Raw genomic sequence first — 24968 nt, forward strand, 5'->3', positions numbered from 1 at the left:
CCAGCGGCTTGCCGCCGTCTCATGATTCGGATTGTCAGCCGTCGGTCAGGTCTCGACGGTGAGTCTGCCCCTGCCCTTCGGCGACTCGATCTGCCTGGGCGGGAACTCCGGCGACACCAGACCTGCCGAAATCACCATCTTGGCGGCCTCCTCGACGCTCATGTCGAGATAGACCACGTCCGATCGCGGCACGAACAGCAGGAAGCCCGAGGTCGGATTCGGCGTCGTCGGCAGGAACACCGAAATCGTGTCGTCGTCGCCGGGCAGCCGGTGGTTGACCTCGCCCTTTGTCGCCGTGGCGATGAAGACGATGGACCAGAGGCCCTTGCGCGGATACTCGATAAGGCCCGCCTGCTTGAACGTGTTGCTCTGCTCGGCCAGCACCGTCTCGAAGATCTGCTTGAGCCCCTTGTAGACGGTGCGCACCAGCGGCATCCGGTCGAGCAGCGACTCGCCGAAGGCGAGGATCGAGCGGCCGACCAGGTTGGCGGTGAGGAAGCCGATCATGGTGATCAGGAACAGCGCGGTGAGCAGGCCGAAGCCCGGCACCGGAAACGGCAGATAGGTGTCGGGATTGTACATTGCCGGCATGTAGGGCTTGACCCAGCCGTCGACCCAGAGAATGAACGACCAGGTGAGGTAGGCGGTGATCGCCAGCGGCGCGCAGATGATCAGGCCGGTCAGGAAATAGCGCCTCAGCCTAAGGCTGGCGGACTGCTTCTTGGGTTTGTCTGTCATGGGTTCAGCCTGCCGATCCGGGATCCGGCGCCCGAGCGGGCGCCAGTGCAACATATAGGGTCTGCGGCAAGCTCAGAACAAGACGGAAGCTATTCAACCGTCACGGATTTTGCGAGATTCCGCGGCTGGTCGACATCCGTGCCCATGAAAACGGCAGTGTGATACGCAATCAGTTGCACCGGCAGCGCATAGAGGATCGGCGCCACGATTTCGGAGACTTCCGGCAGCACGATCGTCGCCATGGTCTTCAGCGTCGAGGCCTTCGCGCCCGCGGCATCGGTGATGAGGATGATCTGCCCGCCGCGCGCGGCCACTTCCTGCATGTTCGATACGGTCTTTTCGAACAGGCGGTCGTGCGGCGCAATGACGATGACCGGCATGGTCTCGTCGATCAGCGCGATCGGCCCGTGCTTGAGCTCGCCCGCCGCGTAGCCCTCTGCGTGGATATAGGAGATTTCCTTGAGCTTGAGCGCCCCTTCCAGCGCCAGCGGATAGCTGGTGCCGCGGCCGAGATAGAGCACGTCCTTGAAGCGCGACAGCTCGCGCGACAGCGCCTCGATCTGCGGCTGGATGGTGTTGAGGATCTGGTTGAACAGCCGCGGCGCCTCGACCAGCGCCTGCACCATGGCCTTTTCGTCCGCGTCCGACAGCGTGCCGCGGGCGCGTCCGGCGATCATCGCCAGCGACGCCAGCACGGAAAGCTGGCAGGTGAAGGCCTTGGTGGAGGCGACGCCGATTTCGGGGCCGGCCAGCGTCGGGAAGACCGCATCGGATTCGCGCGCGATGGTCGATTCCACCACATTGACGACCGACCCGATGCGCACGCCCTGCGCCTTGCAGTAGCGCAGCGACGCCAGCGTGTCGGCGGTTTCGCCCGACTGGGTGATGAACAGTGCCGCCATGGTGCCGGTGAGCGGCATCTCGCGGTAGCGGAATTCGGAGGCGACGTCGATCTCCACCGGCAGCCGCGCAAAGCGCTCGAACCAGTACTTGCCGATCAGCCCGGCATAATAGGCCGTGCCGCAGGCGGAGATCGCCAGCCGGTCGAGCGCTGCGAAATCGATCCCCGACGTGTCCGGCTTGACCCTGCCACCGGCAAAATCCAGGTAGTTGGCGAGCGTGTGCGACACCACCTCGCCCTGTTCATAGATTTCCTTCTCCATGAAGTGGCGATGATTGCCCTTGTCGACGACATAGGCCGTGCCCTTGGAGATCTGGCTGGCGCGCGTGACCCGGTTGCCGTTGTGATCGTAGATCTCGGCACCGGCGCGGGTGACGACGGCCCAGTCGCCGTCCTCGAGATAGGTGATCTCGTCGGTGAACGGCGCCAGCGCGATGGCGTCGGAACCGAGGAACATCTCGCCCTTGCCGTGGCCGACGGCGAGCGGCGGACCGTTGCGGGCGCCGATGATCATGCCGTCGTCGCTGTCGAACATCACCGCCAGCGCATAGGCGCCCTCGAGCCGCTGCAGCGTCGCAAGCGTCGCCGCGCGCGGGTCCATGCCGGTGCGGATGTGGGCGGCAATCATCTGCGCCACCACCTCGGTGTCGGTCTGGGTCACGAAGTCGGCGCCCGCCGCGGTCAACTCCGCGCGCAACGGTGCAAAATTCTCGATGATGCCGTTGTGGACGACGGCAACGCCGTCGGTGAAATGCGGATGCGCGTTGTTGGTGGTCGGCGCGCCGTGGGTCGCCCAACGGGTGTGGCCGACGCCCACATGGCCGGGCAGCGGGTTTGCGGCGAGCAGCTGCTCGAGATTGACGAGCTTGCCCTCCGCGCGGCGGCGGTCGAGCCTGCCGTCGGCGATGGTGGCGACGCCGGCCGAATCATAGCCGCGATATTCGAGCCGCTTGAGCGCATCGACAAGCAGCGGCGCCACTTCACGATTGCCGACTATGCCAACGATTCCACACATGCGCATCTCCTTTAATTCACCTGCAACCGCCTATAGGCGGTTGCACTCCGTCACGCCAGTTCCACCGCCGGCCCTGCCTGCTCACGTTTGGTGACGCGGTGTAATTTCCGGCTCATTCAACCGGCTTCCTTGCCGCCGTCAGGGCGGCCTTGAGCGCCCGGGCCTTCTCGCGCAGCACCTTCGCCATGCCCTCGCGATTCTCCTGCCGTGCGCGACCGAAGGCGACCGCATCGGCGGGCACGTCTACGGTCACCACGCTGCCCGAGGCGACATAGGCCATGTCGCCGATGCGCACCGGGGCGACCAGCGAAGAATTGGAGCCGATGAAGGCGCCGGCGCCGATCTCGGTCAGATGCTTGTTCACGCCGTCATAATTGCAGGTGATGGTGCCGGCGCCGATATTGGCCCCGGCGCCGATGCGGGCGTCGCCGACATAGGTGAGATGGTTGACCTTGGCGCCCGGACCGATCTCGGCCTTCTTGACCTCGCAGAAATTGCCCACCTTCGAGTCCTCACCGAGATCGGCGCCGGGCCGCAGACGCGCGAAGGGCCCGACCTGGGCGCCCTCCCCGATGGTGGCACCCTCGATGTGCGAGAAGCCGTGAATGACGGCATTGCGGCCGACGCGCACGCCCTCGCCGAACCAGACACCCGGCTCGATCGTGACATCGGGCGCGATTTCGGTGTCATGGGAGAGGTAGACGGTCGAGGGATCGATCATCGACACGCCCGACAGCATCAGCGCGGTGCGCCGGCGCCGCTGCCAGACAGCCTCGATTTCGCTGAGTTCGGCGCGCGTGTTGCAGCCCATCAGGTCTTCCTCGGGCGCCTCGAGCGCGACCACCTTGCCGCCGCGGGCGCGTGCGATCTCGACCACGTCGGTGAGATAGTATTCGCCCTTGGCGTTGGCATTGCCGATCGCGTCGATGAGCGACAGGGCCTGCGCCCCGTCCATGGTGATGATGCCGCCATTGCAGAAATCGATGCGGCGCTCCGCCTCGCTGGCGTCGCGATGCTCGCGGATGGCGACGAGTTCGCCGTTCTCGATGATCATGCGGCCGTAGCCGGTCGGGTCGGCGGCGCGGAAGCCGAGCACCACCACATCGGCGCCGGCCTGGCGCGCCGCCTGCGCCGCCTTGAGGCTCTCGGGATTGATCAACGGCGCATCGCCGTAGAGCACGATGACGTCATCGAAGCCCCGGGAAATCACGTCCCGCGCCGCCCGCACCGCGTGCCCGGTGCCGAGCCGTTCTGCCTGCACCACGGCCGTGACCGCGATTTCGGCGCGCCCGGCCGCCGCGGTCACCGCTTCGGCGTCACGGCCCACCACCAGCGCCGCATGGCTGACACCGGCGCGAGCGGCGGCCCCGGTCACATGGCTGATGATCGGCAGGTTGCCGACGGGATGCAGCACCTTCGAGATGGCCGAATTCATGCGGGTGGCATCGCCGGCGGCCAGAATCACGGCCAGGCAGGTTCGCGCCATTGTCTCACTCCATCATCGGATTGCAGGTCTGCGACCGTTAGAACCGAACTCGACTATTTTGTCATCCCATTGACATCGCCGTCTCCGTAAAATGTCGCGCGCCCCGCCCGATCCGACAGAATCGCCTCCGCGCCGGCGTCACGGGCGGAATTGGCATTCTGCGCCCGCCTCGGGGCTGATATGCCGGAGAGATGACCGATTCTCCGCAGCTGCCCCTCCCCGAACCCCTCTCCCGCCTCTTGCCCTGGCTGGTGATGCTGGTGACGCCGCTGTTCTTCTCGTCAAATCTGATCTTCGGCCGCTACGCCATCTCCGAGGTTGCGCCCTTCACGCTGGCTTTCCTGCGCTGGGGCCTGTCGGCGCTGGTGCTGCTGCCGGTCGTGATCTCCGCCGGACCGCGCGCCCGCGCCTATGTCACCGGAGAAACGTCGCACTGGTTGCTGATGGGACTGCTCGGCATGGTCGTCTGCGGTGCCGGCGTCTATGTGGCGCTGCAATACACCACCGCCACCAACGGCACGCTGATCTACACCACCGCGCCGCTGATGATTCTCGCCATCGAGCGGCTCTTCTACGGCCGCGCCACCAGCTGGCGCGAGCTCGTCGGCATCGTGCTCGGATTTTCCGGCGTGGCCATCATCGTCATGCGCGGCGATCCCTCGGCGCTGGCGGGCAATGCCTTCAATCTCGGTGACCTCATGTTTGTCGGCGCAGCACTTGCCTGGGCGGTCTATTCGGTGCTGCTGCGCGGGCCGCGCACCGCCGGCCTGCCGGTGCTGGCGCTGTTCGGGCTGGCGGCGATCTCCGGCACCCTGCTGCTGGCGCCGTTCGCGGCCTGGGAGTATCTGACGGGCGCGCGCATGCCGGTCACCTGGTCGGCCTGGAGCGGAATCGCCGGCATCGTCGTCTTCGCTTCGCTGCTCGCCTTTTCGGGCTTCCAGTACGGCGTCGCACGGCTCGGCGCCTCGACGGCCGGCGTGTTCATGTATCTGCTACCGCCCTTCGGCGTCGGCATGGCGGTGCTGGTGCTTGGCGAGCCGTTCGAGCGCCATCATGCCATCGGCATCGCCACCGTGCTTGGCGGCCTGGTGCTCGCCACCTTCCGCTGGCCGCGGCGCATGCGGCCGGTCTGACTCCTTTCCAGACGACGTCAAACCCGCGCCGTCGCAGGACAATGCCACAGGCCGCGAGCCTTGACCGCCTCTCCGATTGTTTGAAAAGCGGAGGCACGCGCGACAGGCCCGGGGGCGGCACGGCGCCCGCGCGTCAGCCGATGGCGCCGAGCGCCGGGAAGGTCTCGAGCAGCCAGTAGGCCATCGCCGCCATGCCGCCGGTGAGGAACATCACCCCGGTGAGCACCAGCAGCCCGCCGGTGATCTTTTCGACCAGGCCCAGATGGCGGCGGAATGTCTGCACGAAGCGCATGAAGCTTTCGGAGAACAGCGCCGCGATCCAGAACGGCACGGCAAGCCCCAGCGAATAGGCGGCCAGCAGGATCGCACCCGAGGAGACGGTGTCGCCCGATGCCGCCACCCCGAGGATGGCGCCGAGCACCGGGCCGATGCAGGGCGTCCAGCCGAAGGCGAAGGCGAGCCCCATCACATAGGCGCCCGACAGCGTCGCCGGCTTGCCGCCGCCGGCGAACCGCGCTTCGCGCGCCAAGAGCCCGATGCGGAACAACCCGAGGAAATGCAGTCCCATGATGATGATGGCGACGCCGCCGATCTTGGCCAGGATGTCGAGATTCTGCCTCAGCGCCGTGCCGATCGACGAGGCACCGGCGCCCAGCGCGACGAAGACGGTGGCAAAGCCGAGCGTGAAGAACAGCGCCGCCAGCATCACCGCGCGGCGGGTCTCGTCGCGCGACGGACGGGTTGCGGCCAAAGCGGCTGACGCGCCCTCGGGCGCCGGATGATCCGGGAACCGGGCGGCGCCGCGAAAATCCTCGACCGAGACGCCCGCCATGTAGCACAGATAGGGCGGCACCAGCGGGAGCACGCAGGGCGACAGGAACGACAGGGCGCCGGCGAGGATGGCGGTCAGCAGCGAGATGTCGGCAATGGTCAAGATCGAGACTCCATACGCCGGGAAACCCGGATTTCGGTGCGGCCGCCACTGCGGTTTGCCAGGTCCGCGGCGGCCAGGCCGGTCGCAAGACCCGGCCCGGCGGATCCGGACCCTGCCGCCCGTTCAGGCCTGCCGCCTTCGCTGCCGGCCGTTGCGCCCTGCCGGATGGCTGCGGGGCACGGATGCCGCCCCGGGGTTCTAGCCAGTGCGCCGCCCACACGCCAGTCACGTTTTCGGGCGCGGCCGCCCCTGCGCTGAAACGTCCCGGTCCGCCGCTGTCGCTGGGCAACTTCGGCGCCGGAAGCAACTGCTGCCGCACCGCAGCAACGGCCTCGGCGCAAACGCCGGAAACGCTGATATTTCCGGTTGACCATCGGAATGCGCCTCCCTATGTTCCGCGCCATTCGGACCGCCCCGGCGGGCCGTGGGAGAGCGTAGCTCAGTTGGTAGAGCAACTGACTTTTAATCAGTTGGTCCCGGGTTCGAGCCCCGGCGCTCTCACCAAGAACAAACTGGCCAATTCAGTTGGGCCGGAACAACCCGGTGCCTTGAACCGGTCGATAGACAACTTATCCAGCAAATGCCAAGCTTCGCCCCGTTTTCTGGGGCCTGCCAATGTCCGAAATCACGATCTATCCTCGTTTCAAGCCGTTGCTGCTTGGAAGGCTGCCTGTTCATCACTTGAGGGCGTTCGGGCTGGATCTTGCGGAAGGCCACGTTGCGTTCACGATTCCGGCACAACGGCATGCGCTCAGATCGCACCCGGACAGCTTCATGAGCTGCGTGCCGTATTTGGCTCAGACCGTCACCGATCCAACTCATGTGGGCCAATCCCCAAGGCACGCAGGGAAAGGTTTCGAACTCGTCAGGGAGGTCAACGAGGCGGGCCTCATTGTGTTGGTCGCGGTGCTGATCAAACCCACCGGCAGAGGTGTCTATATGGTGAAATCCACCTATCCGATCGGCAGCGGCAAACTCGAGAACCGGCTTCGCAAGGGACATATGATCGCAACAGAATAAAAAACCCCGCAGCATGTGCGGGGTTTTCTATTTTCGCCAGGGCGCCAAGTCCTGGATCTCTTCACCTTGCGGCTACTAACCCTCTCGGGTGCGTGGGGAGGCCGTTCCCACCTCGAAACTGCAACCCGAATATGGGGAACAGAAGAGTGTTTGTCAAGAAAGCGACCTATGGTACGGGGAGCCAAAACGGTAGATATTGTGCTGCTCCACCGCCCCCTCCACCTCTCATCGCCTCATTCAGACGCATATTTCCTTGCTGTCTGCCTGATGCGATCACTGAACTCATATATTTGATCCAGAGATTCAATAATCACCCGATCTTCGGTCTCGCCGTCGAACAGACCAATATATTTGACTGATCTGTTGAAATGCAGGCGTGCCAACGGCTTGCGGTTGTTGTCGACAAGAACTGCGCAATAGGACTTCGCATCGCGCATCAGAATCCGCTTGGAACTGAGGATTTCGCGGGCAATGGCCTTGACGATCATATAGCCCTCCCGTTCCTCCTCGGTAGTGACCACATCAGGTTCTTCATGTGCCGGATCATCAATTGTCTCGATCACTTCCTGAGTATCGGCCAGCGCACTCGACAGACGATTCTTTACCTGATCCATGATGACCTCGCGAAAGGCAGCTCGCACCACTCCGGTCAGCATCTCCTTGGCCTGAGCCCGCATTTGACCTTCATAGACATTCCGTGAGACCAGCCGCACGAAATCCTCACTCGGCTCTTCGATCAATTTGGATATTTCCTGCTTCACGCCGGAGGTGTATTTCAGGCGCTCGGCGGTTGCGAGAATAGCGTCGACATCGAAAGCAGCTTTCTCGAACTTACGCAGTTCGGACAGAATTCCGCTGTTAAAATCGGTGATGTCAAACACGAGGAATGGGCGGGTATCCAGCTTGTTCGTCTCGTCCAAATCCGTGTAGAAATTGAATGTCCGACCATTGGTCAGGATTGCAAATCGCGCTTTTGTGACCGTGAAGTAACGGAAAAGCTGATCAAGGTGCTTCTTTTCGAGCGTCATCGAAATTGGTTTGCATTCAATCAAGATTCGGATGTCGCCATCAATATTGATAGCGTAATCCACTTTTTCGCCCTTCTTTCCGACAGCATCCGCTGTGAATTCCGGAACCACCTCCGTCGGATCAAATACATCATATCCCAATGCGCGGAGAAAAGGCAGTACGACCGCGGTCTTTACCGCTTCTTCAGTGGCCATCGTACTGGAATGAGACCTCACGCGATCGGAAATCGAACGCAAATTTTCTTCGATTGTACTCATCATGTCCCCCACCCGTTCTCCGCGCAGAGTTGCTGATGCTGTGATGGACGTCAAGCGGGAAGTCGAACACGGCTTCCGAGGCATGAGGCTTGGCAGTGACTATGATTTCTGAACTGGATCAACCGTTCGCCGTCCGGAAGCACAATGCCAGGAGGGAAACGGCTGCCTTTGCACCCTCATCCTGACGAGGCCGCCCTGGCGGCCCTCGAAGGGCGAGGGTGGCGCCTGCCCTTCACCCCTGCCGAGTCCCCGCCCCCTCCGCGCGCAGGCTGGCGATTTCGATGCGGATGGACTTGAGTTCCTCGAGGATCAGGCCCTGCTCGCTCTGCAGCGCCTGGCGGTCGGCGGTGGCCTCGGCCTCGTGCTCGGCCTGCATGGCCGAGACGATGATGCCGATGAACAGGTTGAGCACGGTAAAGGTGGTCGAGACGATGAAGGGCACGAAGAAGGCCCAGGCATAGGGGAACTCCACCATGACCGGCCGGACGATGCCCATCGACCAGCTCTCCAGCGTCATGATCTGGAAAAGCGAATAGGCCGAGGCGGGAATCGAGCCGAACCACTCCGGAAAGGAGTCGGCAAACAGCTTGGTCGCCATCACCGAGGAGACATAGAACACCAGCGCCATCAGGAGCATGATCGATCCCATGCCGGGAAGCGCCGCGACCAGCCCGCCGACCACCCGGCGCAGCGACGGCACCATTCCGACGATTCTCAGCACCCGCAGGATCCTGAGCGCGCGCAGCACCGACAGGCTGCCGGCGGCCGGCAGCAGCGCGATCGAGACGATGGCCAGGTCGAACAGCCGCCAGGGATCGCGGAAGAAATCGAGCCGCCAGGCCATCAGCCGGAGCAGGATCTCGACCACGAACACGCCGAGGATGGCGCGGTCGATGACGATGAGCGCCGGTCCCATCAGCGCGGTCACCGACGGCACGGTTTCGAGCCCGAGCGTCACCGCGTTGATGACGATCAGCACCGTGATGAACGCCTCGAAGCGGCGCGACTGGAGGAATTTGCGAAGACTGTCCATCATTGCTGAAACTCGTGGTTGGTGGCGGCAGCTGTGTCGCGGTCGGGGTCGGCCGTCAAGCGCCCGACAGCGCCGGATACAGAAAATCCGGCTCCATCGCCGGGTGACGGCGATATGGGCGCGGGCGACGGCAGGTTCAATCGGGACCGCGATGAAAACCTGCCCGGTGGGAGACGCCCCGATCCGCCCCCACAGGGCCAGAGGTGAACCATGGAAACCGCGGCCGCCCGCTTCCCCTTGAGGCTACGGCATTCACGCATCGTTGACGCCGCCCAGCCGTGGAGATGAGAGGACGCGGTTTCAGCGCTTTGGTGCAATCGCGCGGCAGAAATTTTGGGTTAGGCATATTCCGGATGCGTCCGGCCCCCCTCACCAACAAAATCTACAGCTTGGCCCTGCGGTCCAAGACTGTGATTTTGTATCCTCTCCCTTGGTGGGAGAGGAAGCAATTTCAGCGTCTTAACGCAGTTAAGCGCTAGAAATTGCAGGTGAGGAGGTCGTCCGCGCGCCGCATGGTCTTCGGGCTCCGCGCCTTCACTTAGGTTCCCGCCGCCAACACGGGCGAGCCTATCCGAAATGTTGACAGTGAGGGGCTGAGTGAAGATTCGGAGCAGGATTGCATATGCCGCCTCCTCCACACCGTCACCCCGGCCCCTCCTGAGGTGCTCGCGCAGCGAGCCTCGAAGGGCGGGGTCCAGAGACCCACGCGTCCGCGCGGTGAGAGACTCCCTGCTTGCGGACGGTCCGAAAGAGTCTCCCGGCTCGCGGACGCGAGCCGCTGGATGCCGGGTCGAGCCCGGCATGACGGAGGAGAGGGTGTCGCCAGACATCAGGCGTCGGCGTGCGGCTGGAGCCGCCGTCAAAGGGCGAGGGGCCAGGCGGCGCGCCCCCCTCACCTTCAATTCCTGCCGCGCAACTGCATCAAGATCCCGACGCTGAAGGCGGCTCGGCCGATCACTGTCCGGAGCGGAAGACGATCAAGACCGGGGCGATACCGGCTGCCGCGCGAACAGTTTGCGGAACAGCTCCTCCGACCGGCGCAGCCCCTCGTCGGTCAGCAGAAGGGACTTCGACCTGTTCGCCGGGTCGTCGATCAGGCCTTTCCGATGCAGCCGATCCGTCGTCCCCCAGTCAAACCCCTTCCAGGCCCAATACCCGTCGTGCAGCGTCAGCCACAGGAGCGCCAGCACCGCGTCGTCAACCTTGTCCTCATCGATCTCCATCGTTGCGGCCCACCTGTTCAACAGCAAATCGCACGGGATAATCACCCAAATCAACGCAACGTGCAATCGCTCGGAAAGACCGACTGGGTGCTCCCGACCGACACGTCACAGCGACGCGGTGATGCCGCCGTCGACATAGAGCACGGTGCCGTTGACGAAGGACGAGGCCTCCGAGGAGAGGAAGATGCAGGCGCCGACCAGTTCCTCGACCCGGCCCCAGCGGCCGGCGGGGGTTCGTTTCGCCAGCCAGGCGCTGAAGTCCGGATCCTTGACCAGCGCGGCGTTGAGCGGCGTGTCGAAATAGCCCGGCGCCAGTCCGTTGCACTGCAGGCCGTGCCGGGCCCAGTCGGTCGCCATGCCCTTGGTCAGGTTCGCCACCGCGCCCTTGGTCGCGGTGTAGGCCGCGATTCCCGGCCGCGCCAGCGCCGTCTGCACCGAGCAGATGTTGACGATCTTGCCGGCGCCGCGGCCGATCATGTGGCGCGCCACCGCCTGGCCGACATGAAACACGCTCGCCACATTGGTCTGCATGAGCCTCTCGAAGGCGTCGGCGGGAAAATCCTCGAGCGGGGCGCGGTGCTGCATGCCCGCATTGTTGACCAGGATGTCGATCGGCCCGGTGCCGGCCTCGAGCCCGTCCACCGCCGCGCGCACCGCGTCGTGGTCGGTAACGTCGAACACCAGCCGGTCGACCCGGCCGCCCTCGTCGCGCAACTGGGCTGCGGCGACCTCGAGCTTGCCCCCGTCGCGGCCGTTGAGCACGATTTCGGCGCCCGCCTGCATCAGGCCGCGCGCCAGCGCCAGGCCGATGCCCTGCGACGACCCAGTCACCAGCGCCCGCCTGCCGGCTAGACTGAAAAGATCCGTGCTCATCGACTGTCCTCCCTGCGGACGCGGCTTCATTGCCGCCCTCAAGCCAGAGCAGAGGCCGCGGCCCAAGGCAAGCCCCGGTGCGGCGCGCGGCGGCCGGAGCCGATTGACTGGAACGATCCGCGGCCGAGGCGGTTGGGGTATGGAGACCAGATTCACCGCAATCGTTCTTGATCTGGCGCATTTCCTGCGACGAAGTGAAATTCACTTGGTCTGGAAATGCTCCAGGTGGCCCATGCGGGCATGCGGCCGGAAGCTGGCCGGCAGGGAATGCCGCACTGCTCTGCGCGATTGAGCAAGGTTGACCATGACTGAAGCACCCGAAAGAACGCAGCGCTGGGACCCCGGAAGCCCGACCAACCGCCGCCGGATTTCCGTCGGCGTCGTCGTCGTCACGCTGGCTCTCTTGCTGATCCTGTTGCCCGGCACGCTGTTGCTGATCTTCGCGGGGCTGCTGCTGGCGGTGCTGCTGCGGACCTGCGGCGGCGGCGTCGCCCACGCGCTGCGGATTCCGCCGGTCTGGGGCGTAGCGCTGTTCCTGGTGGCGGCGATCGCCGCCGTCACTCTCGCCGGCATGGCGCTCGCGCCCTCGATCTCGACCCAGATCGACGCATTGTGGCGGCAGATCCCGAGTTCCTTGGACGTCATCCGCAAGCGCGCCGAAGACTATGCCTGGGCCGAAACCCTCATCGACCGGATCGGCTCGCAGGACCTGGAGCAGTTCGCATCGCGAGGCGCCGCCACCTCGGCGGTGACGTCTGCCTTCGGCTATGTCGGCAACACCGTCATTGTCATCTTCATTGCCATCTACGGGGCGCTCGACCCGGGAACCTACCGCCGCGGATGTCTGGCGCTGTTCGCTCCCTCCCTTCGGCCCCGGGTCGGCGAGGTGCTGTCGCGCTCGGTCGCGACGCTGCAGCAGTGGCTTATGGCCAAACTCATCGCCATGACGGTGGTCGGCGTTCTAACCGGGGTCGGGCTCTGGTTCGTCGGCATTCCTCTCGCCCTGGTGCTCGGCCTGATCGCGGGCCTGCTTGCCTTCATCCCCAATCTCGGCCCGGTGATCGCCGCGGTGCCGGGGCTGCTGCTCGCCCTGCCGCAGGGCTCTCACACCCTGCTTCTGGTGCTCGGCGTGTATCTCGCAGTGCAGACGCTCGAAAGCTATGTGATCACGCCCATCATCCAGCAACAACGCGTGTCGCTGCCGCCGCTGCTGGTCATCTCCGCGCAGCTCGTGTTCGGTTCGCTTTTCGGGCTCATCGGCCTGGCGCTCGCCACGCCACTGGCGGCGCTGGCGATCCGGCTCACCGACGACCTCTACGTCAAGGCCTATCTGGAGGGCGACCCGCCGGAGGGGCTTGGCTGAGCCCACTCGCCCGTGCCGCGCTTGCGGCCGTGACCCCGCCCGGCCTCACGACAGAAGCGGCGCCCCAGATCTGACGGCGAGCAGGATCGCGCCGAGGGCGGCCACGAGCTGCAGCCCGACGATGACATGGAGCCGGGTACTGAACGGCTGCTTGCGCGTCTTGTGACGGAAAAGCGAGCGGCCGAGCAGCATGGCCGGCGAGCCGCCGAGTGCGGCAACCGTCAACAGCCGCCGCTCCGGCACCCGCCGTTCACCGCGCCGGGCGCAACGCTTGTCCCAGCCGAAGAGGCCCAGCCCCGTCAGGTTGACCGCCAGGCCATAAGCCACAACACCGAAAAGCATGCCGCACCATTCCTTCATATCACGGCGTCTGCAACAGGCGTACGCGCCATTCGCGCGGATGCCCGCGCCGGGCTCAGCTGTCGCATGCGAGCGGTCCGATGTCATGGGGTCGCAACCGAAGAAAGGCCGTTGCCGCGCCCTGCCCGCAGCGGCCCCCGAGGTCGGCTCAGAAGCCGGCGCCTTCCTCCTGCAGCGGCTGCAGGCTGCCGTTCTCGATCCGGTAAACGATGTGCCGCCGCTCGATGCTGCCGTCGGCACGGAACCGGAACAGCCCGGTGAGCGCGCGGAAGCCCCTGGGCGATTGCAGCGCGGCCGCCGTGATCGCCCCGTCGCCGCCTGCCCCGAGCAACGCCGCGGCAATCGCCACGGTGTCATAGCCGATGCCGGCATCCCGGCTTGGGGAACGGTGGAAGCGCGCCGCAAAGCGGCTGTCGATCACGCCCGCCGCCATCGGCGCCGGCCGCGCCACGATCAGGCCCTGCGCCGACGGCCGCGCATACATTGCCTGCGGGAGGTCCGTCGTGGCAATTGCCGTGGCCACCGCATTGCCGAGCCGGCCGGCGGCCAGCGTGTCGATGACGGATCCGGCGGCCTCGGTTCGCCCGAGCACGATCGCCGCCTGCGCCACCGCGAAGGCGGGCTTGTGGCTGAGGAGCGCCTCCAGAACGCCGGCCGCGGCGCCGTCAGGATAGGGCGCAAGCGCCAGCACCTTGCCCGAAAGGGCGGCGATGCCACGCTGCAGCCGCGCCAGATCCCCGGCCGGCTGGCTCCGGGGGTGGATGATGACAAAGTCCGTCTGCCGCGCGGCAATGGCCGCCCGCGCGCCCTCAAGCGCGCTGTCGACGGCATCGGAATAAAGCGTCCAGACGCCGGCGGCGGCGATGGCGCCATTGCGGGCGAGCGCGAGCACGGGCGGCCGCTGCGCGGCGTCGAGCGCCGCCACGGCCCGACCGTGGTCGCTGCCCACCGGGCCGACGATCAGACGCGCGCCTGCGGCCTGCGCGGCCCGGGCCTGGGCCTCCACCTGCGTCGCGCTGTCCGCCCCCTCGAACACGGTGAGCGAGAACTTGCCGCCGCCCAGATCATCGAGCGCCAGCGCCGCGCCGTCGCGCACGTCGCTGACGTTGACCGCCGGATCCTCGGAGGCAGGGCGCGAGAGGATCAGCGCGATGCGGATCGGTCCTGAGCCGATGGATTGCACACTGGGCGTGCTCCGCGCCGCATTGCCCGCGTCCTGCACGGCGAGGACATCCCCGGGGCCCGCCGCCTGGCAGGCCGCGAGCGCGGCGCAGGCCATGGCGATGAGGATCGGTCTCAGCCGGCCCATGACCGATGTTCCTCCGGCGGTCCACTCCATCGCTCGCACTGGGTCACAGCACGACATTGTGGGTGTCATCGAGCACGATTGTCAGGGTGTTGACCGGCGGCGCGGTCTGGAAACTGGCGATGTCGACGAAGCTGTCGCCGCCGCCGTCGATGTCCACCTGCAGCGTGGAGCCGCTCAGGCGCACAAAGTCGGCGGAACTCTCGAAGGCATTGGCGGGCAGCAGCGCCGAAAGGTCGATCACATCGCCCTGTCCGCCATTGTAGTCGGTGATCAGGTCCTTGATCGACAGGCTGGCATCGGCGAGCGCTGTTGCATCGAAGACGAAGCGGTCGGCGCCGGCGCCTCCGTTCAGCGTGTCGAAGCCCGCCCCGCCGTAGAGGATGTCATTGCCGGAGCCGCCATAAAGAAAGTCGTTGCCCGCATCGCCGTAGAGGATGTCGGCATCAGCTTCGCCATAGAGAGTATCATCGCCGGTGCCGCCCGAAAGGATGTCGAACCCGTCGCCGCCAAAGAGCATGTCGATGCCGCTGCCGCCCACCAGCGCGTCGTCGCCGCTCGATGTGGAATTTTCCGTGCTGGCGCCGCCATAGAGAATGTCGTTGCCAGCGCCGCCGTCGATGAAATCGTTGCCCGCGCCGCCGGCAAGCGTATCGCCTCCGCCCATGCCGTACAGGGCATCGTCGCCGCTGCCGCCATTCATTAGATTTACGCCGGACTGGCCGATCAGCACGTCGATGCCGCTACCTGCATTGGCCAAGGTGCTGGGATTGGCACCGGTGAAGGTCACCACGTCATGGTAATTGTCGCTTCGGGAAAAAAGCGTTCCGGCGCTGCCGTTGCCGCTCACCGTCTCCTGATTGTACCCATCATCGGGCAGCACAGTCAGCGCGATCAATGTGGCCATGGTCGAGATGCCGTCGGTCGCCGTCACCCGGTAGAAATAGTTCCCAGCCTGGCTGTTGTTGGGGTTGCCGGAGATGGTGCCGTTGTTGATGCCGAGCCATCCGGCATTCGCCGGAGCGCTCAGCAGCTGGTAGCTGTAGGTCAACGGGCCGCTGCCGCCGCCGAAAAGCGAGGCGGCATTGAAGTTGACGGTCGAGGGCGAGGACGAGTTCTTCGAAATCGCATAGCGGCCAGAAGCGCTGGCCGTGTCGCTGACTGTGATCGGCGCATTCACCTCGTTCGAGCCGTTGATGGTCACGTCGATCACCCTGCTGGCAGTACCGTCAAAGCTGGTGACGGTCAGCTGATCGTGCCGGGTCTCGCCCGTGTTGAGCGCCTGGACATTGCCCGCGGCATTCGACAGCGTATAGCCCCAGACGCCGGTTGTGGAATTGAAGCTGAAGGTGCCGTAGGTGCCGGCCAATGACGCCGGCGCCTGGAAGACGTTCTGACCACTATCGACGTCGTTGACGGTCAGCGTGCCGCCCGTGGTCAGGGTTCCGTCTTCCGTCACCGAGCCGGTATAGGGTCCGGTGATGCTGGCCGCGTCGTTGACGCCGATCACCGTGATTGTCGCGGTCGACATCGCTGTCCCGCCCGCCCCGTCGGTGATGGTGTAGGTGAATGTGTCGGTCGAGACTTCACCCGCGTTCAGCGCCTGCAATGCAGCCGCCTGCGTCGGATCATAGCTCACCATCCAGAGATGGTAGGAGTTGTCATAGGCGAGCGAAACCGTCGCTCCCTTGGCGCTGATGCCGCCGACGCCGGTGATGTCCGGCAGCGTCCCCCATTCGGCCTGGTAATCGTTCGACGTCAGCATTTCGCTGACAAAAATTTTCACGCTGTCTTCATTCGGCCCGGCGGGTGTCCACTCGGCGACATAGGGCGAGGTTTCGTAGGCGGCCAGGTCGTTCCAACCCGGAGCAGCCGAACCGGGCATATAGACCTCAACGTAGTTCTCTTCATTGTTGTAGTTGTTCGGCTCGCCGGCAAGCCATGGCTGGTAGCTGCCGACAAGCTGGCCTGCTTCCGGTCCCGTCACCCAGCGCCAGACGCCCTCGGTCGTCGCATCGCTTGCCCCGCCCCACAGCGTCACGGTCCCCTGCCGGTTCATGCCGGCAATGAAATCGGCTTCCGCGGCATCGGTGATGGTGGCCAGATACGCGCCGCTCGCCTGGGATGCCGCGCCGCTGACCGCCTGGTCGAAACTGTAGTCGCCGGCGACGAACTTGTAATAGTGTCCGTTGGCGGAGTTGAACACCCAGCCGAGACCCCCGGGCGCCATCGGCGAATAAAGCCGGTCGGGATTGGCCACCAGTTCGCTGGTGCCGTCGATGATCCCGATCGAATGGCTGACCCCGTCGAAATACACGTCGATCTGCTCGCCGACCGTGCCGTGGCCGGTGAGCACCGCTACATCCTTGAAATTGCCGGTGCCCGTCGTGTCGACCTGCAGCAGCGCGTCTGCACCCTTGTCGAGAATTCGCACATAGCTCGGCAGTTGGCCCGCCGGTATGGCCCCCGCTCCGAGCGCCGGGTCGAGCAGCGACGACAAGTCTATCCTGTCCTCGCCGACCGTGAAATCACCGATGCGGTCGACATTGGCTGCGCCGAACTCGGCAAAGCGGAACGTGTCCGCGCCGGCTCCGCCGAAGAGAGTGTCGTTGCCCTCGCCGCCGATCAGAATGTCGACCCCCGCGCCGCCGATGAGCGTGTCGTTGCCGGTGCCGCCGTCCAGCTGATCGTTGCCGGTGCCGCCATCGAGCCAGTCATTTCCGGCATCGCCATAGAGGAAATCATTGCCGCCCTCGCCGTTTACGTAGTCGTTGTCGCCGTCGCCGTGCAACGTGTCGTTGCCGTCGCCGCCGTAGATGACGTCGTTGCCGGCGCCGCCGTTGACGGTGTCGTTGCCGCCGCGGCTATTGACGAAGTCGTCACCGCCGCCGGCATTGATCGTGTCAGCGCCATTGTTGGCCCCGATCAGGTGGTTGGCGTTGCCGTTGGCGGTCGAGGACGTTCCCGTGGAGCCGGCGACCCAGACCTTGATCACCTGCGAGGCGGTCGCATGTCCGTCGGACGCGCTGATGGTGATGTCATAGATGCCCGTCGGCACATTGTTCTGGAATGTCAGCTGCCGCGTTGAGCTGTCGAACGACCAGTTGACGGAAGGCAGGTTTGCCGACCACACCAGCGGGTTGCCGTCGGGATCGGAGAACAGATCGGACGGCAGCGCGATAATCTGGTTGCCGTAGCTGGCATCCGCATTGGTGAACGAATAGCCGCGTCCCACCGCATAGGGTTCGGCGCGTGCCACCGGAGCCTGGTTGACCGGCTCGTCGGCGCCCCGGATGACGATGCTGACTGTCGCGGTGTCGACGCCGCCATTTCCGTCGCTGACCGTGTACTGGAATGTGTCCGTCAGCGTCTGGCCGTTGCCCAGGGCCTGGATCGCAGCCACCGAGGTCGGATCGTAGCTGATCGTGCCGTCATTGTTGAGCGTAACCGTGGCGCCGCTGGCGCTGTTGCCGGCGGTGCCGACCGAGGTCACGACGAGGGTGTCGTCATTGCCGTCGGTGTCGTTGGCAAGCAGCAGGGCGGTGCTGAACGTCGTCACGGCGTCCTCGGACACGCTGCCGTCGCCGCTCCCGCCATTATGCTCTATGACATAGCCGACATAATCCGCGACTTCGCCATTGGCGGCCGCGTCGCCTGTCGCATCGTTCCATTGCCCCCCGAAAACGACAGCCTTCATCAGGTAGTCTTCCCCGGTGCCCCAGTCGTTGGGTTCGCCCGTGCCCCAGTTGGCATAGCCCGTGGCGGTGCCATTGATCGATCCGCTCCAGAAACCGGTATTGGCTTCGGGACCGGCGACCCAGCGCCACTGTCCTTCCGCGGTGCTGTCGGATCCGCCAAGCCAGAGATATTGTGCAAGGAAACCGTCCGGTCCCTCTGCAGTCTGCTGGATGAAGTTGTCCTCCTGCTGCGCGGTGATGGTGGCGAGATATCCGCCCTCTGACTGCGCAGCCGCATCGGCCTGCGCCCAGGAGAAGTTGCCGGCCACGATCTTGTAGTAATGGCCGTTGGCCGCGTTCAGAACCCACCCCGACCCCGCCGGCGCACCGAAGGAGAGCACATCGTCGTTTGCCACCGGCGGCAGCGGGATCTCCGGCACGTCGGTGACAGTGATGGGCGACGTCGCCGAACTCGTGGAAAAAGCAGTGCTTCCACCATTGACGGACGTATCGGCCTTGCTGCCCTCAATGCCGCTCGACTGGTCCCATGCACGGTAGCTTATTGCGTCAGGCATGGTGCCGTTCCAGTTGGCCTCGGCCTCGAAATAGAGCCGCGCGTCATCCCCCAGCAGCAGCGCCTGGCTGTTGGAAACGCTGCCCACTGCCTGCCAGTGCGCGCCGTCGTCAACCGAGTACCACCACGTGCCGTGGGCGGAATTTGTGGCCGTAACGGCAATTCCGGTTATCGCGCCCTGATCGGCATCGCTGACATTGTCATGGCCGCCATTGCCATCAAGGTCGACAAGCTTGGACACTAGCGTGCCCACAGCGCCAACCGGCGCGCCTGCGTCCTCGTTGACTGCATCAAGCGGAATGCCGGTGACTGCGGACACCGCATTCTGCAATGTAACCTGCAGCTCGTAGCTTGCGCCGTCCGGAACATAGGCGCTGCTGTATGAGCGAACCGCAATATAATAGGTGCCCGCCTGGCTGAACGTGTAGGTCAGGTAGGAATCGAGACCATTGCCGCCTCCTTCTGCGGAGGTCTCCGGAGTCAGGCTGTCATCGTTGTCCGCAATCCACACGCCTGCCGAGTTGTAGAGATGGATATGGCTGTCGAACCCGCTGCTGGTATGGTCGATGTCGAAGGTTGCAGTAGCGCCCGCCTGCGTCACCGTAAACTTGTAGTAGTCCATCGTGCCGTTGCCGACGGCCTGTATGGAAACATGCGGTGTGGTGCCGGAATTTGTGACTTCTGGATCGGCATGGAGCACGAACTGCCCATCGAGAACCATGGCCTTGGCGCGCGAGCCGATGTCGAGGTCGTGGCTCTTGGTGAGATCTCCCGTGGCGGCATCGACATGCAGCACCGGCGCGTCGTTGATGCCGTTGATGACGATGTCGACATCCTGTGTCGTCACGCCGCCATGGCCGTCATCGATGCTCACCGTGTAGGTCTGCGTCAGGCTCTCGCCGGCGCCCAGATGCTGCAACTGGTCATCGTTGACCAGGAATGTCCAGTTGACCTTGCCCGTGCCGTCGCCTGTCGCGAGGTCGACCAGCGAGGCGGTGAAGGTCCCGAGATAGCCGCTGCCCACCGCTTCCGTGGTCACCACGTGACTGTCGCCGAGATTGGCGTCGGTGAAGGTGATCGATCCGGCGGCCCGCTCAAGTCCCGGCATGACGGTCGCCGCCACCGAGACATCGTCGAGTACGTAGTACCCGGCCGAATCCTGCAGGTCGATGCTGAACTGGGTGCTGGTCGACGTCGCAACCACTTCGAAGCTGTAGAGGCTGTAATTGGCATAGCCCCCCGAAGCCGGCACATTGCCCTGTGCAAAGACCGTCTGGCCGCCCCAGTTGACGGCGAGCCGCTCCACTTCGCCGCCCGCGTCAAAGGGGTTGCTGGCCCAGAACTGGATCCGGTAGGTGGCGCCTGCCACGGTCTGCAGCGTCTGCGCCAGCGTGCCCGAGCCCTGATAGACGGCGGCGGCATTGCCCCCGCTGTGCGGCGTCCCGATCAGGATGATGTTGCTGCTCGTCCACCCGGAAAGCCTCACGGCAGGATCAGCACCTTCGAAGCTGCCATTCACGATCAGCTCGCCATAGGGCGTCGTGAGCGACATGTCTTCGGTCACGGCACCCGAACTCGGGCCGGAGATGACCACCGGCGCCTGGTTCTGGGGCACGGTATCGACGCTCATCTGCAACTGCGTCGCCGGCGTGCTGGCGTTGCCGGCCGCATCGGTGAAAGCCCCCGCGGCCACATTGACCGTGGCGCCTGCGGTGCTGTTTGCCGCCGGCGTGAAGTCGGCAGTGTAGTGTGTCGAATCCACCACCGTGAAATTGCTCAGCACGCCGCCGCTCACCGCAACGTTGCCTGCGGTGAAGTTGGACGACGCCTCGCTCAGCGTGAAAGTCAGATGCGCCACCTCGCCGGCGGTCAGCGAGACATCGTCGCTGGCAATCGTCACCGTCGGAGCGACAGTGTCGATGCTGACATCGTGGGCGCCGGCGGACGACAGCGCGCTGGCGTTTCCGGCAACGTCCATCAGGCCTGCGCGCAGATCATAGGCGGCGCCATTGCTCAAGGTCGGCGTGGTCACGTCGATATAGCCGGCCATGATGTGCGACACCTGCACCACCACCGACGAGCCCAACGCGGTGGTGCCGTTGTAAAGCTGCACGATCTCGCCCGCATGCACGCCGGTGCCCGTCAGGCTGACACGCACGACGAGCTGGGTGTCGTCGCTCGATGCCCCGTCGGCCAAGGCGCCCTGGATCGAACCGACATTGTCGGCAACGCTGAGAATGCTGGGGGCCCCGGGGGCAACGGTATCAACGATGAGCACCCGGGTCGGGGAGCTGGCGCCGTTGTTGCCCGAGCCATCGGTGGCCTTTGCGGTAAACAGATATGTGGCGTCACCCAGCGGGCTGGTCACGTCGAAGGACCAGTTTCCGTCTCCATCGGCCGATGTATGACCGATCTCGTTGCCGTTGGCATAGATCGTGACGGTCGAATACGCCTCCGCCTGGCCTTTGACATGCGGAGTGGTGTCGTTGGTTTGCTGCACCGGTCTGCCGGCATCGTTCTCGATGCTGGTGATCACTGGGGCCGGAGGCGGCGTCACGTCGACCATGTGGATGGTCGATGTGGCGACGTTGGAGCTCGCCTGTCCGTCGTCGAGCACCACAGTGACGATGCGGTCGGCGCCGTCCGGAGTGGCCGAGCTGTTGTAGAACTTCACAGCTTCGATGGCTGCCTGGTAATCGGCAGCAGAAGCCGTGCCGCTCAACGTGACCGTGATCTGCCCCGCGGCGGTGACGATGCTGGCGAAGACCGTCGCCGGCAGCGTGCCGACGCTCAGATGGTCGCCGGCCTGCGCATTGGTCAGCGTCACCTTGGCGGACGTAATCGTTTCTGTCTGGCTGATGACCGTATCGCTGTCGGCGATCGCAACACCGGCGGTGCCGATCCCGTAACTGGCCTGATGGTCAGCGCCGGTCTGGCCCGAGCTGTCGTTGGCATCGAGATCGAGCGTCGCGGCGAGGCCCACGACCTGCACCGTGCTTAAGACCGGCGCGCTGTCGCTGTCACCGTCGTTGACGCTGAAGCTGATGATCCGCGGCATGGTGTCGGGATTGCCGGAGCTGTTGGAATAGGTGATCGAGCCCAGGACTTCCTGGTAATGGGCAAGCGTGTCGGTGCCGCTCAGTGTCAGGATACCGGTCGATGCGTCGTAGCTGCCGGTGATGTTGCCGACGACCGTGAAGCCGAGCAGATCCTGGCCGGCGACAAAATGCCCGCTGATGACGACGCTTGCGCCCTCGAGCATGGTGTCGTCCACGTCGGCGACGGTGATGTCGGCGAACACGGCCTGCGCCGGACCGCCTTCCGTGAAGCTGGCCTCACCCGGCTCGCCGCCGATCACCGGCGCGTCGTTGGTGCCGGTGATGGTGACTTCGACCACGCGCTCCACCGTGCCGCCATGGCCGTCGTCGAGCGTCAGGGTGAACTTCTCCACCTTCGTCTCGCCCTCGGCCAGATAGTCCACCGCGGAGGCCGCGACGATGTAGTCCCAGGTGATGACACCGCCGGTGCCGCCCGACGTGTCGGTCGTCACGCTGGCAGTCAGCATGCCGAGCGTGCCGTCCGAGGCGACGATGAAGGGGTCGATCGAATGCCTGTCGCTGAGATCGACATCGGAGAAACCGATCGTGCCGCTGTCCGTAAGATCGCCCGACGGCGTCCCTGGTTCGGTGACCGCGCCTGTCACGTCGCCGGTCTCCACCAGCGGCGTGTCGTTTTGACCGGTGATGGTGACCGTCACGATCTGGGTGTCGCTGGCGCCTGTGTTGTCGGTGACCTTTATGGCGTAGGCGAGCGTGACCGTCTCGCCTTCGGCCAGATAGTCGAACTGCGGCTCGCTGCCGGTGAAGCTCCAGCCGACGCTGCCCGTGGCTGACCCCGCCGCCACTGCAGGACCTGCCGACAAGGTCATGAGCGAGCCGACATCGACGCCGCCGAGACCGGCCGTCACACCGCTGACCGAGACGCCCGCGACCGACGCGCTGACCGTGTTGGAGAGATCGAGATCGAGCACCGACAGCGTGCCGGAGGCAACCCCCGCAAGCGCGCCGCTCGCCACCGTGCCGCCGACGGAATCCGTATCCTCGGCAAGGCTGGCTGTCGCGCTGTCGCCTGAGCCGACGAAGATGTCCGGCCGGTCATTGGTGCCGACGACCACCACGGTGATGGTGGTGGTGTCGGTGGAGTTGGCCTCGCCCTCATTGTCGTTGAGCGTGACGGTGTAGGTAAGCGTCACCTGCTCGCCCGCAGCCAGATAGTCGAATGCCTTGTCGGCCGCCGCATAGCTCCACCCCACGCTGCCCGACTGCGCGTTGAGCGCCTTGCTCACCGTGCCAAGCGAAAGCGCATCGACCACCAGGCTCGCATCGAGCCCGGAGACGGTGCCCGTTGCGCCGCTGTAGGCGACGCTCGCCGTGTGGCCGACATCGTCGCGATCGGCGTCGGCAAACAGCAGACTGCCCGAATGGGTGTGCGGCGCCTCGGAACCGGAGGTGTTGAAGGCCTCGATGTCGAGCCTGAGCGCACCCGCCACAAACACCGGCGCGTCGTTGGTGCCGACCACGGTGATGTCGACCACCTGGTCGGTGACGCCGCCATCGCCGTCATTGAGCCGCACCGTGTAGCTCAGCGTCACTGTCTCGCCCTTGGCGAGATAGTCGAAGCGCGCATCCGCGGCGCTGAAGCGCCAGTCGATCGTGCCCGAGTCACTGCCGGCCGCCTTGTCGACGCCCTGGATCGACAGCCACGACTTGAGCGTGCTCGAGTCCGGCAGGCCGTCGGTCTCGCCCGATCGGCTGACCAAAACCACGGTGGCCGAATGGCCGACATCGCCGAGGTCGGCATCGGTGAACTGCAGCGTGCCGGTGAGGCTGTTGGCCGCAAGCGACAGCGTCCGGTCGCTGAACTCGGTGATCGTGCCGCTGCCAGCCTCGATCACCGGTGCATCGTTGGTGCCGGTGATGGTGACATTCACCGTGCGCTCGACCGTGCCGCCATGGCCGTCGTCGAGCGTCAGCGTGAAGCTCTCGACCTTGGTCTCGCCCTTGGCCAGATACTCGACCGCAGACGCCGCCACCGAATAGTCCCAGGAAATCACGCCGCCGAGACCGTTCGAAGTGTCCGTCGTCACGCTCGCCGTCAGCGTCCCCAGCGCGCCCTCGGAGGCCACGATCAGCGGATCGACGGAATGCGTGTCGCTGAGATCGACATCGGAGAAGCCGATCGTGCCGCTGTCGGTCAGATCACCCGCCGGCGTCACCAGTTCGGTGACCGCGCCGGTGACGTCGGCCGTGTCGACAACCGGGGCATCGTTGGTGCCTGTGATGGTGACTGTCACCGTGCGCTCGATGGTGCCACCATGACCGTCGTCGAGCGTCAGCGTGAAGCTCTCGACCCTGGTCTCGTCCTTGGCCAGATACTCGACCGCCGACGCCGCCACCGAATAGTCCCAGGAAATCACGCCGCCGAGACCGTTCGAAGTGTCCGTCGTCACGCTCGCCGTCAGCGCGCCGAGCGCATCTTCGGAGGCGACAATCAGCGGATCGACGGAATGCGTGTCGCTGAGATCGACATCGGAGAAGCCGATCGTGCCGCTGTCGGTGAGGTCGCCCACAGGCGTCACCGGTTCGGTGACCGCCCCGGTGACGTCGGCCGTGTCGACGACCGGCGCATCGTTGGTGCCAGTGATGGTGACATTCACCGTGCGCTCGACCGTGCCACCATGACCGTCGTCGAGCGTCAGCGTGAAGCTCTCGACCCTGGTCTCGCCTTCGGCCAGATACTCGACCGCAGACGCCGCCACCGAATAGTCCCAGGAGATCACGCCGCCGAGACCGTTCGAAGTGTCCGTCGTCACGCTCGCCGTCAGCGCGCCGAGCGCGCCCTCGGAGGCCACGATGAGCGGATCGACGGAATGCGTGTCGCTGAGATCGACATCGGAGAAGCCGATCGTGCCGCTGTCGGTGAGGTCGCCCACAGGCGTCACCGGTTCGGTGACCGCCCCGGTGACGTCGGCCGTGTCGACGACCGG

The 24968-nt window shown here is 65.2% G+C and carries 14 protein-coding genes and 1 tRNA gene; 4 read left to right on the plus strand and 11 right to left on the minus strand.

The genetic code is table 11. From position 1 onward, the window contains the following. Positions 1-45: 45 nt before the first annotated feature. The 3 genes from DFR52_RS04000 to glmU form a co-directional block, all read right to left on the minus strand. Positions 46-738 (minus strand): DUF502 domain-containing protein, encoded by a 693-nt coding sequence (locus DFR52_RS04000; RefSeq protein WP_110030593.1) that lies wholly within the window; start codon positions 736-738, stop codon positions 46-48. A gap of 89 nt (positions 739-827) precedes the next feature. Then, positions 828-2654, minus strand: coding sequence for a glutamine--fructose-6-phosphate transaminase (isomerizing) (gene glmS, locus DFR52_RS04005; RefSeq protein WP_110030594.1), 1827 nt, complete (start codon positions 2652-2654; stop codon positions 828-830). 112 nt (positions 2655-2766) lie between these two features. After that, positions 2767-4140, minus strand: coding sequence for a bifunctional UDP-N-acetylglucosamine diphosphorylase/glucosamine-1-phosphate N-acetyltransferase GlmU (gene glmU / locus DFR52_RS04010; RefSeq protein WP_110030595.1), 1374 nt, complete (start codon positions 4138-4140; stop codon positions 2767-2769). A gap of 191 nt (positions 4141-4331) precedes the next feature. On the opposite strand from glmU, the gene DFR52_RS04015 reads away from it, so the two are divergent. Further along, the gene (locus tag DFR52_RS04015; RefSeq protein WP_110030596.1) at positions 4332-5273 is read left to right on the plus strand and encodes a DMT family transporter; all 942 of its coding nucleotides are present in this window, start codon (positions 4332-4334) and stop codon (positions 5271-5273) included. 133 nt (positions 5274-5406) lie between these two features. Here DFR52_RS04015 and DFR52_RS04020 read toward each other — a convergent pair whose 3' ends face one another. Further along, a complete protein-coding gene (locus tag DFR52_RS04020; protein ID WP_110030597.1) occupies positions 5407-6207 on the minus strand; it encodes a cytochrome c biogenesis CcdA family protein in 801 nt (266 codons plus the stop codon). 428 nt (positions 6208-6635) lie between these two features. On the opposite strand from DFR52_RS04020, the gene DFR52_RS04025 reads away from it, so the two are divergent. Next, positions 6636-6711, plus strand: a tRNA-Lys gene (locus DFR52_RS04025). Positions 6712-6822: 111 nt separating this feature from the next. Continuing rightward, entirely contained in the window at positions 6823-7227 is a 405-nt protein-coding gene (locus tag DFR52_RS04030) for a hypothetical protein (protein ID WP_110030598.1), read from the plus strand. Between the two features lie 233 nt (positions 7228-7460). On the opposite strand, the gene DFR52_RS04035 is transcribed toward DFR52_RS04030, so the two are convergent. From DFR52_RS04035 to DFR52_RS04050, 4 genes are all read right to left on the minus strand, one after another. Then, the gene (locus DFR52_RS04035) at positions 7461-8513 is read right to left on the minus strand and encodes a type I restriction endonuclease (protein ID WP_170132210.1); all 1053 of its coding nucleotides are present in this window, start codon (positions 8511-8513) and stop codon (positions 7461-7463) included. A 232-nt stretch (positions 8514-8745) separates the two neighbouring features. Continuing rightward, entirely contained in the window at positions 8746-9546 is an 801-nt protein-coding gene (locus tag DFR52_RS04040) for an ion transporter (RefSeq protein WP_110031118.1), read from the minus strand. Positions 9547-10523: 977 nt separating this feature from the next. Further along, positions 10524-10769: a DUF6429 family protein gene (locus DFR52_RS04045; RefSeq protein WP_110031119.1), complete on the minus strand. Its 246-nt coding sequence runs from the start codon at positions 10767-10769 to the stop codon at positions 10524-10526. A 105-nt stretch (positions 10770-10874) separates the two neighbouring features. Then, positions 10875-11642 (minus strand): SDR family oxidoreductase, encoded by a 768-nt coding sequence (locus tag DFR52_RS04050; protein ID WP_110030599.1) that lies wholly within the window; start codon positions 11640-11642, stop codon positions 10875-10877. Between the two features lie 304 nt (positions 11643-11946). On the opposite strand from DFR52_RS04050, the gene DFR52_RS04055 reads away from it, so the two are divergent. Beyond that, entirely contained in the window at positions 11947-13005 is a 1059-nt protein-coding gene (locus DFR52_RS04055) for an AI-2E family transporter (RefSeq protein WP_110030600.1), read from the plus strand. A gap of 45 nt (positions 13006-13050) precedes the next feature. On the opposite strand, the gene DFR52_RS04060 is transcribed toward DFR52_RS04055, so the two are convergent. The 3 genes from DFR52_RS04060 to DFR52_RS04070 all read right to left on the minus strand — a co-directional run bounded on the left by DFR52_RS04060 (position 13051) and on the right by DFR52_RS04070 (position 24914). Then, a complete protein-coding gene (locus DFR52_RS04060; RefSeq protein WP_245415179.1) occupies positions 13051-13452 on the minus strand; it encodes a DUF1294 domain-containing protein in 402 nt (133 codons plus the stop codon). 61 nt (positions 13453-13513) lie between these two features. Beyond that, positions 13514-14674: a type 1 periplasmic-binding domain-containing protein gene (locus DFR52_RS04065; RefSeq protein ID WP_110030601.1), complete on the minus strand. Its 1161-nt coding sequence runs from the start codon at positions 14672-14674 to the stop codon at positions 13514-13516. A gap of 43 nt (positions 14675-14717) precedes the next feature. After that, positions 14718-24914 (minus strand): VCBS domain-containing protein, encoded by a 10197-nt coding sequence (locus DFR52_RS04070; RefSeq protein ID WP_210205755.1) that lies wholly within the window; start codon positions 24912-24914, stop codon positions 14718-14720. Between the last annotated feature and the right edge of the window lie 54 nt (positions 24915-24968).

The organism is Hoeflea marina (genome assembly GCF_003182275.1).
In the GTDB taxonomy this organism is placed as follows: domain Bacteria; phylum Pseudomonadota; class Alphaproteobacteria; order Rhizobiales; family Rhizobiaceae; genus Hoeflea; species Hoeflea marina.